Raw genomic sequence first — 13688 nt, 5'->3', positions numbered from 1 at the left:
GCGCGCTTTTAGTGGACACACTAAAGCTGTAGCTTACAGAAAAAGGGTTTTTTGGTCTACCGCCAATGAGGCCGAAAGGCCGGAGAATGCGACAGGGCGTCGCTCGGCGGAGTAAAACCGGCGCAAACAGGGCGTTTGCGCCGGCTTCAGAACATCTCAATGCAGGTCGAGCACGTCCTGCATGTCGTACAAACCAGGCTCACGAGCATCCAGCCACAACGCCGCACGCACCGCGCCCTTGGCGAACGTCATGCGACTCGAAGCCTTGTGCGTGATCTCCAGTCGCTCGCCCTCGCAGGCGAACAACACCGTGTGATCACCCACCACATCACCACCGCGAACAGTGGCGAAACCGATGGTTTCGCGCTCACGAGCACCGGTGTGGCCTTCACGACCATAGACCGCGACTTTCTGCAGATCACGATCCAGCGCATTGGCGATCACTTCACCCATGCGCAGGGCCGTACCCGACGGCGCATCAATCTTGTGCCGGTGATGGGCTTCGATGATTTCGATGTCCGCATCATCCGCCAACACCCGTGCCGCCATGTCGAGCAGCTTCAGCGACAGATTGACGCCGACACTGAAGTTGGCGGCGAAGACGATCGGGATATCCTTGCCCGCGTCGGCCAGCAATTGCTTCTGCGCAGCATCCAGCCCGGTCGTGCCGATCACCATCGCCTTGCCGGCCTTGCGGCAGAAGGCCAGGTTTTTCAGCATCACTTCCGGCAGGGTGAAGTCGATCAACACATCGAACTCTTCCGCCACTGATTCCAGATTCCCGGACAGCGGCACGCCGATTCGACCGAGCGAAGCCAGCTCACCGGCATCCACACCGATCAGCGTACTGCCAGGGCGGACAATCGCGGCCGTCAGACCGGTCAGCGGCGCGCGCTGCTGCACCGCCTCGACCAGAATCTTGCCCATGCGCCCGGCAGCGCCCATCACAGCTATACGTCGCATGCCGACTCCTTACAGATCGCCGAAGAAGCGCTTCACACCGTCGAACCAACCAGTGGTTTTCGGGGAATGGCTGTTGTCGTCCGCCAGGGAGCTGCGGAACTCTTCCAGCAGCTCACGCTGACGACGGTTCAGATTGACCGGGGTCTCAACGGCCACACGGCACATCAGGTCGCCTGCACCACCACCACGCACCGGCGCAACGCCCTTGCCGCGTACGCGGAACTGCTTGCCGGTCTGCGTCCCTTCCGGAATCTTCAGTTTTACGCGACCGTCGAGGGTCGGAATTTCCAGCTCGCCGCCCAGGGCTGCGTCGACGAAGCTGATCGGCACTTCGCAGAACAGGTGCTTGCCGTCGCGCTGGAAGATGTCGTGTTCGCGGACGTTGATCACCACGTACAGGTCGCCGGTCGGGCCACCCTGAGTGCCCGCCTCGCCTTCGCCGGACAGACGAATGCGGTCGCCGGTATCGACACCGGCCGGCACTTTGACGGAAAGGGTTTTGTATTCTTCAACGCGACCGTCACCGTGGCAGGAATCGCACGGGTCGGAAATGATCTTGCCCTGGCCATGGCAGCGCGGGCAGGTCTGCTGCACCGAGAAGAAGCCTTGCTGCATGCGCACCTGACCGATGCCGCCGCAAGTCGGGCAAGTCGAAGGCGACGAGCCTTTCTTCGCGCCCGAACCATCGCAAGGCTTGCAGTTGACCAGTGTCGGAACGCGGATATTCACGGTGGTACCGCGTACCGCTTCTTCCAGGTTCAGCTCCAGGGTGTAGCGCAAATCGCTGCCACGCTGGGCGCCGCCACGGGAACCGCCGCGACCGCCACCGAAGAAGTCACTAAAGACATCACCGAAGATGTCGGAGAAGTTCTGACCGCCGAAGCCTGCACCGCCGCCACCCATGCTCGGGTCGACGCCGGCATGACCGTACTGGTCGTACGCTGCACGCTTGCTGGAATCGGACAGCACTTCGTAGGCTTCGTTGGCCTCTTTGAACAGTTCTTCCGACGCTTTGTCATCGGGATTACGGTCCGGGTGATGCTTCATCGCCAGACGGCGATAGGCCTTTTTCAGGTCTGCTTCGCTTGAGCCGCGCTCAACACCCAACACTTCGTAATAGTCACGCTTAGCCATAAGTTCTTCATACTCTTGAGGACGTTCGGCAAACCCCTCCTGAGCTTCGCCAAACTCGTTGAGCCCCAATACAGGCCCGGACCCAACTCACGTCAATTCAACGATCCTGGTCTTTGGTTCATGCGGTATTTGCGGCGCGAAAAGCAGGAGCATTCCCGGCCATACCGCCAGCACCCGAACCTTGTCGCATGCTGTAAAAATTCGCGTATTCCAGATACGCCAACGCGGGAGCAAGCTCCCGCGCGGCGACATCCTACCAGTCACCGCCGCAAGGCAGTCAACCGGGCGACCAACAACTTACTTGTGGTCTTTGACTTCTTCGAACTCGGCATCGACAACATCGTCAGCCTTTTCAGCTTTCTCGTCGTGCGGTGCTGCGCCTTCAGCAGGCTGAGCCTGTTCGGCGTACATCTTCTGAGCAACCGGTGCAGAGACTTTCGACAGCTCTTCAACCTTGGCGTCGATGGCAGCCTTGTCGTCGCCTTTGACGGCAGCTTCCAGGGCAACCACAGCCGCTTCGATTGCAGTCTTCTCTTCTGCAGTCACTTTGTCGCCAGCGTCGGCGATCATCTTGCGAGTCGAGTGAACCAGTGCATCACCCTGGTTACGGGCAGCGGCCAGCTCTTCGAACTTGCGGTCTTCCTCGGCGTTCAGCTCGGCGTCGCGCACCATCTTCTGGATTTCTTCATCCGACAGACCAGAGTTGGCCTTGATGGTGATCTTCTGCTCTTTGCCAGTCGCCTTGTCCTTCGCACCTACGTGCAGGATGCCGTTGGCGTCGATGTCGAAGGTCACTTCGATCTGCGGCACACCACGTGGAGCAGGTGGAATGTCGGCCAGGTCGAACTTGCCCAGGGACTTGTTCTGTGCGGCTTGCTTGCGCTCGCCTTGCAGGACGTGAATGGTCACGGCGCCCTGGTTGTCGTCGGCCGTCGAGAACACTTGCGATTTCTTGGTAGGAATCGTGGTGTTTTTCTCGATCAGCGCGGTCATCACGCCACCCATGGTTTCGATACCCAGGGTCAGCGGGCTGACGTCGAGCAGCAGAACGTCTTTCACGTCACCGGCCAGAACGGCGCCCTGGATGGCAGCACCCATGGCAACGGCTTCGTCCGGGTTCACGTCTTTACGTGCTTCTTTACCGAAGAAATCGGTAACTGCCTTCTGCACCAGTGGCATACGAGTCTGACCACCAACCAGAATCACGTCGTCAATTTTGCTGGCGTCGATACCGGCGTCTTTCAGAGCAATACGGCACGGCTCGATGGTACGGTTCACCAGATCTTCGACCAGCGACTCGAGCTTGGCACGAGAGATCTTCACGTTCAGGTGCTTAGGACCAGTCGCATCTGCTGTGATGTACGGCAGGTTGACGTCGGTCGACTGCGAAGAAGACAGCTCGATCTTGGCTTTCTCAGCGGCTTCTTTCAGACGCTGCAGGGCTAGAGGATCGTTCTTCAGGTCCATGCCGGACTCTTTCTTGAACTCGTCGACGAGGTAGTCGATCAGGCGCATGTCAAAGTCTTCGCCGCCCAGGAAGGTGTCACCGTTGGTGGCCAGAACTTCAAACTGGTGCTCGCCGTCAACTTCGGCGATTTCGATCACGGAAACGTCGAAGGTACCACCACCCAGGTCGTAAACGATCACGGTGTGATCGCCCTTGGCCTTGTCCATACCGTAAGCCAGAGCAGCTGCGGTCGGTTCGTTGATGATACGTTTTACGTCCAGACCGGCGATGCGGCCAGCATCTTTAGTCGCCTGACGCTGACTGTCGTTGAAGTACGCCGGAACGGTGATCACCGCTTCGGTCACAGCCTCACCGAGATAGTCTTCGGCGGTCTTCTTCATCTTTTTCAGGACTTCGGCGCTGATTTGCGGCGGAGCCATCTGCTTGCCGGAGGCCTCGACCCAGGCGTCACCATTGTTAGCCTTGACGATCTTGTAAGGCACCAGCTTGATGTCTTTCTGTACAACTTCTTCTTCGAAGCGGCGACCGATCAGACGCTTCACCGCGAACAGTGTGTTGTGCGGGTTGGTCACAGCCTGACGCTTGGCGGACTGACCCACCAGAATTTCACCATCGTTGGCGTAAGCGATGATCGACGGCGTGGTACGCGCGCCTTCGGCGTTCTCGATAACTTTGGCTACGCCGTTTTCCAGCACGGAGACGCAGGAGTTGGTAGTCCCCAGGTCGATACCGATAATTTTGCCCATGTTCACTCTCCCGAAACTTTGGATTTTTTTGCCGCAGCAGTGGTGGCTGACTGCGGTAATACTTAAACGCTTGACTTGTAAATGGGGGCCTTGCGGCTAATTTCAAGCCTTCTCGTCAATCGAAGGCGAAACTGGCGCCGGCGCCTTGCTGACCACGACCATCGCCGGACGCAGCAGGCGACCGTTGAGCTGGTAGCCCTTCTGGAACACCTTCAGAATGCTGTTCGGCTCCAGATCAGCACTTTCCTGCATGGCCATCGCCTGATGCTCCACGGCATTGAACGGTTCGCCTTCCTGCGGGCTTACAGCGACAAGCTGATAGCGCGTGAGGGTGTCGTGAAACATTTTCAGGGTCAGCTCGATGCCTTCGCGCATCGGACGGATGCTTTCGTCATCAGGGCTCGACAGCTCGAGACCACGCTCCAGGCTGTCGACGATCGGCAGCAGATCGCCGGCGAATTTTTCCAGCGCAAACTTGTGCGCCTTTTCGACATCCTGCTCGGCACGGCGGCGGACGTTCTGCAGATCGGCAGCTACGCGCAGCGATTGATCCTGCGCGGCGGCCAATTGCTCTTCGAGCACTTGTACACGGGTCGCCAGGTCATCACCCGAAGTCTCGGGCGCCTGATTGGCTTCTGGGTTTTGCGTATCCACTGTCTGTTCGTCAGCCATAGAATTCTCCTTTCAATATCGTCCGCGAGTTCGATTCGCGCTTCTGCCCCGATATATGGGGCCGCAAAATCAGGCTTCAAGGGCTGACAACGATTAACCCTACAAAAAAGTGCTGCATTGCCATTCCCTGGCGCGATAGGCATTTGATCGGATCATCCCCATCGACCTGAGCGAGGGCATTGTCAGCTCGAAACAAAACACTGTATAAATAACCAGACCTGAAGCCTGGGAGCGGCCTTTATGCTGGTGCACCTGTCCGTACACAACTACGCCATCGTTGAACATCTCGATCTCGAACTCGATCGCGGCATGAGCGTGATTACCGGGGAAACCGGCGCCGGCAAGTCGATCATGCTCGACGCCCTGGGCCTGACGCTCGGTGATCGCGCCGACAGCGGCGTGGTTCGACCGGGCGCCGACAAGGCCGATATCCTGGCGACCTTCGATCTGGCCGACATTCCCGAGGCCAGCGCCTGGCTCGCGGAACGCGACCTGGAAATCGACGGCCCGTGCATCCTGCGCCGGGTCATCACGTCCGAAGGTCGCTCACGCGGCTATATAAATGGCACGCCCTGCCCGCTCGGCGACCTTAAGGCTCTCGGTGAGCTGCTGATCGATATCCACAGCCAGCACGAACACCAATCCTTGCTCAAGACCGACACCCACCGGCGCCTGCTCGACGAATACGCCGGGGCCACCGATCTGGCGCGCCAGGTTCACCTGGCCGCCCAGCGCTGGCGCCAGACCCGCCAGGAGCTGGAGCGCCTTTCCAATTCCGGCGACGAGCAGCGCGCACGCCATCAACTGCTCAGCTACCAGCTCGAAGAACTGGAAAACCTCGGCCTCGGCGAAAACGAACTGGAAGAACTGGAGCAGGAACACAAGAACCTGACCAATGCCGAAACTCTGCTCGGCATCTGCCGACAAGTGGTCGAGCAATGCAGCGAAAGCGATTCCGGCAACGTGCTGAATGCCCTGACGGCCAGCCTCAATCGCCTGTCGAGCGTGAACAATTCGGTCGGCGCGCTGGGTGAGGCGAGCAGCCTGCTGACCAGCGCGCAGATCCAGGTCGAAGAAGCCGTCGGCGAGCTCAATCGTTTTCTCGACAACTTCGACGCCGATCCGGCGCGCCTGCAATATCTGGAAGAACGTCTGGACTCCATCTACACACTGGCACGCAAACACCGCATTCAGCCGACGGAAGTGGCAGAGATGCAGCAGAAGCTGCTCGACGAAATCGAAGCCCTCGACGCCAACGATGAATCCATCGAGCGTCTTGCCGAAGAACTCGCATCCTATGCCCGACACTATCAGGAAAAGGCCCGGGAACTGAGCGAGCTGCGTCATCAGGCGGCCGGCAGCCTGGCCAGCGCGGTGGAGCAGGAGATACAGCGCCTGGGCATGCCCGGCGGTCGCTTCACCATCGAATTGCGCGCCAACAACAGCAGCGAACTGCAACCCAATGGCCTGGAGCAGGTTGAACTGCTGGTCAGCGCCAACCCTGGCCAACCCCTGAAGGCCCTGGCCAAAGTGGCGTCCGGCGGTGAGCTGTCACGGATCAGCCTGGCCATCCAGGTGATTACCGCCCAGACCTCTCGTGTACCGACGCTGGTGTTCGACGAAGTGGACGTGGGCATTGGCGGTCCGACGGCCGAAATCGTCGGCCAGTTGTTGCGCCGCCTCGGGGATCGCGGACAGGTACTGACGGTCACGCACTTGCCGCAGGTCGCGGCTCAGGGGCATCAGCACCTGTTCGTGCATAAAGTTCGAGGCGAGCAGGCGACTCACACGGCCGTTTCGAAGCTGTGCAAGAATGACCGTATAGAAGAAGTCGCGCGGATGCTTGGCGGCATCGATCTGACCAAAGAGTCTTTGGCGCACGCGAAAAAGATGGTCGTTACCGCAAAGGTTTAAGCACGCCAGAAAGCACGAAGGCGACCCTTGGGTCGCCTTCGTTCGTTTCGCGAACCTGAAATTCGCGCGACATGCTTACTTTTTGTTGCGTACGTACAGTACGAGATTGTGATCAACCATCTCGTAACCGTGCTTCTCGACGATCGCCTTCTGAAGTTTTTCGATTTCTTCGTCGAAGAACTCGATGACTTCGCCCGACTCCACGTTAACCATATGGTCGTGGTGGCCACCGTCGGCCAATTCGAATACCGCGTGGCCGCCGTCGAAGTTGTGACGGACCACGAGGCCAGCCGCTTCGAACTGGGTCAGAACACGGTAAACCGTGGCCAGACCGACGTCCTCACCAGCTTCCATCAACGCCTTGTAGACGTCCTCGGCACTCATGTGACGCTGCTCTGTAGAGTCGAGCATTTGCAGGATCTTGACCCGTGGCAGGGTCACTTTGAGGCCGGCTTTGCGTAGTTCGCTATTTTCAACCATGGTCAGCTTTCTCGCGATGCTGCTTCGCAGCTTCTCTTAATGCGGGTATGATCGGCGTTTACGTTGTCCCAGCCAAGATAGTGGAAGTCGCCCACCGATGCAAAACACCAAGCTCTTGCTAACCAGTTTCACCTTTGTGGGACTGCTCGCACTCGCCGGTTGTTCATTCCCCGGGGTTTACAAAATCGACATCCAGCAGGGCAATGTCGTCACGCAGGACATGATAGACCAGTTACGCCCGGGAATGACCCGGCCGCAAGTACGGTTTATCATGGGTAACCCTCTGCTTGCCGACACGTTCCATGCCAACCGCTGGGATTATCTGTACAGCCTGCAACCTGGTGGCGGTGAACGTCAGCAGGAACGCATGAGTGTCATTTTCGACTCGAATGACCGTCTTGTCAGCCTCTCCGGTGACTTCATGCCGGGCGTCAGCCGTGATGAAGCCATTCTCGGCAAGGACAGTGGCACCAGCGTGACCACTCCTGCTGAAAACGCCGAGCAGCCGAAACCGGAAAAACCGGCCAAGCCAGGCTCCTTGCTGGATCAGATCCAGAAGGACGTCGATGGTGTGGAAACCGTTCCGGTTCCAACGCCAGAACCGCTGGACACCTCGCCGCAATAATTTGCGACGCAATAAAAAACCCGGAAATTCCGGGTTTTTTATTGCCTGCAGATCAGCGCATCACTGATTTCTGGCTTTAGCCTCGGCAGCCTTGGCGGCACGCAATCGGCGCACCTCTTTCGGATCAGCCAACAGTGGTCGATAGATCTCGATGCGATCACCTTCCTGAACCTGTCGAGTATCCGGATCAGCAATCACTTTGCCGAAGATCCCCAATGGACAGCTCTTCAGATCCAGCTCCGGAAATTCAGCATCAATCCCGGACGCCATCAGCGCCGCACGCACCGTCGTACCTTCGGCAACACTGGTTACACGCAACACCTGCCGATCAACCACCGCATACACCACTTCGATTTCGATCACCGGCTCAACCATGCATCTGCTTGGCGCGCTGGCAGAACGCATCCACCAGCGTATTGGCTGCCTGATTGAATAAAGGCCCGAGCGTCGCGCGGACCAGCGGCCCGGCGTAGTCGAAAGACAGATCCAGACTGATCTTGCAGGCCTTCTCGTTAAGCGCCTTGAACACCCAGACGCCGTGCAGCTGATTGAACGGCCCCTCCTCCAGGTTCATCTCGATCGACTGCCCCGGCACCAGCGTGTTGCGCGTCACGAAGTGCTGACTAAGACCGCCCTTGGCCACGCCGACACTGGCGCGCATGTGCTCAGGCGAGCTTTCCAGGACTTCAGCAGACGAGCACCACGGCAGAAATTCCGGGTAACGTGCCACGTCATTGACGAGGTCGTAGAGAAATTGCGCCGGGTAAGGCAGCAGCGCCGATCGTTGAATATGTGTCGTCATGTAAGCGTCACTTCCAGAGCTGGGCGGCAAACACTACAAGAATGCCGATGGGCGCCACATAGCGCATCAAGAACAAAGACAGGGCGAACAGCGCCGGGCTGCGAATCGACAATTCATCACGCACCGCCTCACGCCCCATCACCCAACCGGCAAACAGCACGAAGCACAGCCCGCCGAGCGGCAACATGATCCGCGAGGTGAAGAAGTCGATCACCCCAAAGAAGTCCAGGCCACCGGCCGCACCCCATTGGTAGAGATGGAACACCCCGCCATCGTTCACGAAAAATTTGGCTTCCTTCCAGATATTGAAGGAAAACACCGTGCCCAATCCGACGAACCAGCAGGTGAACGCCAACCAAAATGTCACCCAGGCACGACTGATTTTAGTCCGCTCGACCAGATAGGCGACCATCGGCTCCAGCAGGGAGATCGCCGAGCTCCAGGCGGCAATGGCCACCAGAACGAAGAACACCACGCCCATCAACTGGCCGAACAGCACGTTACCGAAAGCAAATGGCAGGCTGACAAACATCAGCCCCGGGCCTTCGCTCGGGTTCAAACCACCGGCGAACACAATCGGAAACAAGGCCAGACCGGCCACCAGCGAAACAAAGGTATCGAGCAGCGCCACACCGACGACCGTGCCGGACAGCGAGGCTTCCTTGGTCATGTAGGCGCCGTAGATCATGATCGAGCCCACGCCCACGCTCAGGGAGAAGAACGCGTGGCCCATGGCCGGCAGCAAGCCGTCGAGGACTTTTTCCGGGTGGAAGTCGAACATGAAATGCACGCCTTCCATGAAATGCCCGGTGGTCATGCTGTAACCCAGCAGCACCAGCACCATCACGAACAGCAGCGGCATCATGATCCGCAGGCTGCGTTCGAGCCCGGCGACCACGCCCTTGGCGATCACTACCGCAGACAACAGCATGAAAACCGTGTGCCAAAGTGTCAGGCGCCACGGATCGGAGATGACATTACCGAAATACGCCCCGACCTGATCGGCCGTCGCGCCCTGGAAGTCTCCGCGCCCCATATCAATGATGTAATCCAGCGACCAGCCGCCGACCACACTGTAAAAAGACAGGATCAGCAACGCCGTGATCATCCCGGCGAACGCGCCCCACGACCACTTGCCCGAGTGCCCCGCTTCCAGCGCCAGCACCTTCAGGGCATTCGCCGGACTCTGGCGGGCACGGCGGCCGATCAGGGTTTCGGCGAGCATTACCGGGATGCCGATCAGCGCGATACACGCCAGAAACATCAGCACGAAGGCGCCGCCACCGTAGACCCCGACCATGTAGGGGAATTTCCAGATGCTGCCCAATCCCACGGCCGAACCGGTCGCGGCGAATATGAAAACCCAGCGGCTAGCCCAACTGCCGTGGACAGAAACCTTGTCTGTCGACATCGTTTATCACGCCCAAGCGTTAGAAAAAGAGGCCGCATTGTCCGGGATTCACTCAACCTGCTCAAGCACGCAGCATCACCGTAGCCGACAGCCGTTTATCTCCATATAATGCCGCCCCTATGGCTAAACAGAAGAAACACCCAACAGGGACCATCGCGCAAAACAAAAAGGCGCGACACGATTACTTCATCGAGCACAAGTTCGAGGCTGGTCTGGTCCTGGCCGGCTGGGAAGTAAAAAGTCTGCGGGCAAGCAAACTGCAACTGGTCGACAGTTACGTGTTGCTCAAGGATGGCGAAGCCTGGTTGCTCGGCAGCCACATCACGCCTCTGATGACCGCCAGCACCCACGTCATTGCCGACCCGGTGCGTACCCGCAAGCTGCTGCTCAACCGCCGCGAGCTGGACAAGCTCGCCGCCGCCGTGCAGCAAAAGGGTTACGCCTGCGTGTGCCTGTCCTGGTACTGGAGCAAGCACATGGTCAAGTGCGAGATCGCTCTCGGCAAGGGCAAGAAGGAATACGACAAGCGCGATACCGAACGCGAACGCGACGCCGGTCGCGAGTTGCAGCGTGCGGTGCGCAACAAGGGCAAGGAAGACTGATTCTTCTGCCTGAATGACCGTTCCCGCGCCTCGCACGGGAGCGGTCTTTTTTACATCCCTTTACGTCGCTCGGCGCGAGCCATGCGCTGCACTTCCTGACGCACCTCTTCCAGCACTTCTTGCACATACAGAATGTGTCGGCTGGACACCTCACGCGCCTGTTCCGCGCGCCCCTCGATAATCGCCAGATACAACTCCCGATGCTGGGTGATCAGCATGTCGCGGGTTTCCGTGCGCTGCTTGTACATGCCACCGATGTTGGTCACGACGTTGCGCTTGAGCAGATCGAACAGCCCGCGAATGGTGTGCAGCAACACCGCGTTATGACTGGCTTCGGCAATCGCCAGGTGGAATTTCGCATCCGCCGCGCCCTCCTCCGCCCGGCTCACTTCGTCATGACGCGAATAGCAGTCCTGTAACTCTTCAAACGCAGCCGTCAGCCGTTCACGATCCACATCCGTGGCGCGCAATGCTGCGTAATAGGCACACGATGCCTCCAGCGTGTGGCGAAACTCCAGCAAATCGCGCTGCGCCTCGGGATTGCTTTCCAGCAATTGCAGCAGCGGATCGCTGAACGTCGAGCCGAGACTTTCCACAACATAGTTGCCGCCGCCCTGCTTACTGACCAGCAAACCCTTTGCCGCCAGTTTCTGAATCGCCTCGCGCAACGAGGGCCGGGAAACGCCGAACTGTTCCGCCAGAGTCCGCTCGGCCGGCAGACGCTCGCCAGACTTCAACGTGCCCTCGAGAATCATCCCTTCCAGTCGCTCGACAATGTCGTCAGACAAACGGCGCTGACGTATCTGATCAAACCCCATCACTCAACTCTCCACCATCCCGACCGCTCGCCGGGCTCTCTATTCTGGCCTATCGACGCTGCGCCGACACCTGCCAGATGACGCCAATACAACCGGTGCAATCCGACTCGCCGTACGGTTGTTCGACAAAAGTTTTAGGGCGGCAAATTGACACACCGACATCAAGGCTTTTACCCTAGCCAACAGCGATTGTAAATTGGTATTACCAATTAACCAAGAACGCTGACAGTGCCTGACCAACAACAATTAGGGGCCACCCCATATGCAAACCTGGCAACAGCTCTACAGCCCGCTCGGCAGTCTCGGCGTGTCCGCACTCGCGGCCGTCATCCCCATCGTGTTCTTCTTCCTCGCTCTGGCGGTGTTCCGCCTCAAAGGTCATGTAGCCGGCAGCATCACGCTCGCCCTGGCGATCCTTGTGGCGATCTTCGCGTTCCAGATGCCGGTCGACATGGCGTTCGCCGCTGCCGGATATGGCTTCGCCTATGGTCTGTGGCCGATTGCCTGGATCATTGTGGCGGCTGTGTTCCTGTACAAACTGACGGTCAAGAGCGGTCAGTTCGAGGTCATCCGCAGCTCGGTGCTGTCGATCACTGACGACCAACGCCTGCAGGTGCTGCTGATCGGTTTCTGCTTCGGTGCATTCCTGGAAGGTGCCGCCGGCTTCGGCGCGCCAGTGGCGATTACCGCTGCGCTGCTGGTTGGCCTGGGTTTCAACCCGCTGTACGCCGCCGGCCTGTGCCTGATTGCCAACACCGCACCGGTGGCGTTCGGCGCACTGGGGATTCCAATCATCGTGGCCGGGCAAGTCACCGGCATCGACGCGTTCAAGATCGGCGCCATGACCGGCCGCCAACTGCCGCTGCTGTCGCTGTTCGTGCCGTTCTGGCTGGTGTTCATGATGGATGGCCTGCGCGGCGTGCGTGAAACATGGCCAGCCGCACTGGTTGCTGGCCTGAGCTTCGCCGTGACCCAATACTTCACTTCGAACTTCATCGGCCCGGAACTGCCGGACATCACGTCGGCCCTGGCCAGTCTGATTTCGCTGACCCTGTTCCTGAAGGTCTGGCAACCGAAACGTGCCGCCGGCCAGCACATCGTCGGCGCCGTATCCGCTTCGGTGGTCTCCGCCAGCGTCGGCGGTTTCGGCCAGAAGCGAACCACCGTCGCTTCGCCCTACAGCCTCGGGGAAATCTTCAAGGCGTGGTCGCCGTTCCTGATCCTCACCGTGCTGGTGACCATCTGGACCCTCAAGCCTTTCAAGGCCATGTTCGCCGCCGGCGGTTCGATGTACGCCTGGGTGTTCAACTTCGCGATTCCGCACCTCGATCAACTGGTGATCAAAACTGCACCGATCGTCGCCGCTCCGACAGCGATCCCGGCCGTGTTCAAACTCGACCCGATTTCCGCGACCGGCACGGCAATTTTCTTCTCCGCACTGATCTCGATGCTGGTGCTGAAGATCAATTTCAAAACTGGTCTGACCACTTTGAAAGAGACCTTCTACGAACTGCGCTGGCCGATCCTGTCGATCGGCATGGTGCTGGCGTTTGCCTTCGTCACCAACTATTCCGGCATGTCCTCGACCATGGCTCTGGTGCTTGCCGGAACTGGCGCAGCGTTCCCGTTTTTCTCGCCATTCCTCGGCTGGCTCGGCGTGTTCCTCACCGGTTCCGATACCTCGTCCAACGCCCTGTTCAGTTCGCTGCAAGCGACCACCGCACACCAGATCGGGGTCAACGACACCTTGCTGGTGGCCGCCAATACCAGCGGCGGCGTGACCGGCAAGATGATCTCCCCGCAATCGATCGCCGTGGCCTGCGCCGCGACCGGGCTGGTGGGCAAGGAATCCGATCTGTTCCGCTTCACCCTCAAGCACAGCCTATTCTTTGCCACGATCGTCGGCCTGATCACGTTGGCCCAGGCCTATTGGTTTACCGGCATGCTGGTGCATTAAGACTACAAGCGACATGGAAATAACCGACGCCGGTTCGTGATTCCGGCGTCAGCAATTCACAACCCGGTCTGTAAGGCTGCTGAAAGCAACGCGCTC

At 59.1% G+C, this 13688-nt stretch carries 13 protein-coding genes; 4 read left to right on the top strand and 9 right to left on the bottom strand.

Annotation, left to right across the window (positions count from 1 at the left end; genetic code table 11):
- Window positions 1–156 precede the first annotated feature (156 nt).
- From dapB to grpE, 4 genes are all read right to left on the bottom strand, one after another.
- A complete protein-coding gene (dapB, locus tag GQX66_RS15245; RefSeq protein WP_085746881.1) occupies window positions 157–963 on the bottom strand; it encodes a 4-hydroxy-tetrahydrodipicolinate reductase in 807 nt (268 codons plus the stop codon).
- 9 nt (window positions 964–972) lie between these two features.
- Entirely contained in the window at window positions 973–2097 is a 1125-nt protein-coding gene (dnaJ, locus tag GQX66_RS15240; protein WP_007953765.1) for a molecular chaperone DnaJ, read from the bottom strand.
- A 297-nt stretch (window positions 2098–2394) separates the two neighbouring features.
- Window positions 2395–4311 carry a molecular chaperone DnaK gene (gene dnaK / locus GQX66_RS15235; protein WP_129972373.1) on the bottom strand — a complete coding sequence of 639 codons (1917 nt, stop codon included), beginning with the start codon at window positions 4309–4311 and terminating at the stop codon, window positions 2395–2397.
- A 102-nt stretch (window positions 4312–4413) separates the two neighbouring features.
- The gene (gene grpE, locus GQX66_RS15230) at window positions 4414–4983 is read right to left on the bottom strand and encodes a nucleotide exchange factor GrpE (RefSeq protein ID WP_085746879.1); all 570 of its coding nucleotides are present in this window, start codon (window positions 4981–4983) and stop codon (window positions 4414–4416) included.
- 240 nt (window positions 4984–5223) lie between these two features.
- On the opposite strand from grpE, the gene recN reads away from it, so the two are divergent.
- On the top strand, window positions 5224–6897 hold the full coding sequence (recN, locus tag GQX66_RS15225; protein ID WP_240869932.1) for a DNA repair protein RecN: 1674 nt from the start codon (window positions 5224–5226) through the stop codon (window positions 6895–6897).
- Window positions 6898–6972: 75 nt separating this feature from the next.
- Here recN and fur read toward each other — a convergent pair whose 3' ends face one another.
- Window positions 6973–7377 carry a ferric iron uptake transcriptional regulator gene (gene fur / locus GQX66_RS15220; RefSeq protein ID WP_039769149.1) on the bottom strand — a complete coding sequence of 135 codons (405 nt, stop codon included), beginning with the start codon at window positions 7375–7377 and terminating at the stop codon, window positions 6973–6975.
- 97 nt (window positions 7378–7474) lie between these two features.
- On the opposite strand from fur, the gene GQX66_RS15215 reads away from it, so the two are divergent.
- Complete coding sequence (locus GQX66_RS15215; RefSeq protein ID WP_085746878.1) at window positions 7475–8002, top strand: outer membrane protein assembly factor BamE; 528 nt, start codon at window positions 7475–7477, stop codon at window positions 8000–8002.
- Between the two features lie 60 nt (window positions 8003–8062).
- On the opposite strand, the gene GQX66_RS15210 is transcribed toward GQX66_RS15215, so the two are convergent.
- From GQX66_RS15210 to GQX66_RS15200, 3 genes are read right to left on the bottom strand one after another with little or no spacing between them, the layout of a single operon-like run.
- On the bottom strand, window positions 8063–8377 hold the full coding sequence (locus tag GQX66_RS15210) for an RnfH family protein (RefSeq protein WP_240869930.1): 315 nt from the start codon (window positions 8375–8377) through the stop codon (window positions 8063–8065).
- Window positions 8370–8804 carry a type II toxin-antitoxin system RatA family toxin gene (locus tag GQX66_RS15205; RefSeq protein ID WP_003221509.1) on the bottom strand — a complete coding sequence of 145 codons (435 nt, stop codon included), beginning with the start codon at window positions 8802–8804 and terminating at the stop codon, window positions 8370–8372. The genes GQX66_RS15210 and GQX66_RS15205 overlap by 8 nt, the downstream gene beginning before the upstream one ends.
- A gap of 7 nt (window positions 8805–8811) precedes the next feature.
- The gene (locus GQX66_RS15200; RefSeq protein WP_085746876.1) at window positions 8812–10215 is read right to left on the bottom strand and encodes a sodium-dependent transporter; all 1404 of its coding nucleotides are present in this window, start codon (window positions 10213–10215) and stop codon (window positions 8812–8814) included.
- A gap of 119 nt (window positions 10216–10334) precedes the next feature.
- Between GQX66_RS15200 and smpB the strand changes: the two genes are divergently transcribed.
- Complete coding sequence (smpB, locus tag GQX66_RS15195; protein WP_007953781.1) at window positions 10335–10817, top strand: SsrA-binding protein SmpB; 483 nt, start codon at window positions 10335–10337, stop codon at window positions 10815–10817.
- A gap of 50 nt (window positions 10818–10867) precedes the next feature.
- On the opposite strand, the gene GQX66_RS15190 is transcribed toward smpB, so the two are convergent.
- Window positions 10868–11635, bottom strand: a complete 768-nt coding sequence (locus tag GQX66_RS15190) for an FCD domain-containing protein (protein WP_039769141.1) — start codon at window positions 11633–11635, stop codon at window positions 10868–10870.
- Between the two features lie 262 nt (window positions 11636–11897).
- Here GQX66_RS15190 and GQX66_RS15185 point away from each other — a divergent pair, with 262 nt between their 5' ends.
- On the top strand, window positions 11898–13592 hold the full coding sequence (locus GQX66_RS15185) for a lactate permease LctP family transporter (RefSeq protein ID WP_085746875.1): 1695 nt from the start codon (window positions 11898–11900) through the stop codon (window positions 13590–13592).
- The last annotated feature ends 96 nt before the right edge of the window (window positions 13593–13688 follow it).

Origin of the sequence: Pseudomonas sp. B707 (assembly GCF_022496685.1) — a bacterium.
In the GTDB taxonomy this organism is placed as follows: Bacteria; Pseudomonadota; Gammaproteobacteria; order Pseudomonadales; family Pseudomonadaceae; genus Aquipseudomonas; species Aquipseudomonas paraglycinae.
This window is presented reverse-complemented; position numbering and strand designations above follow the sequence as displayed.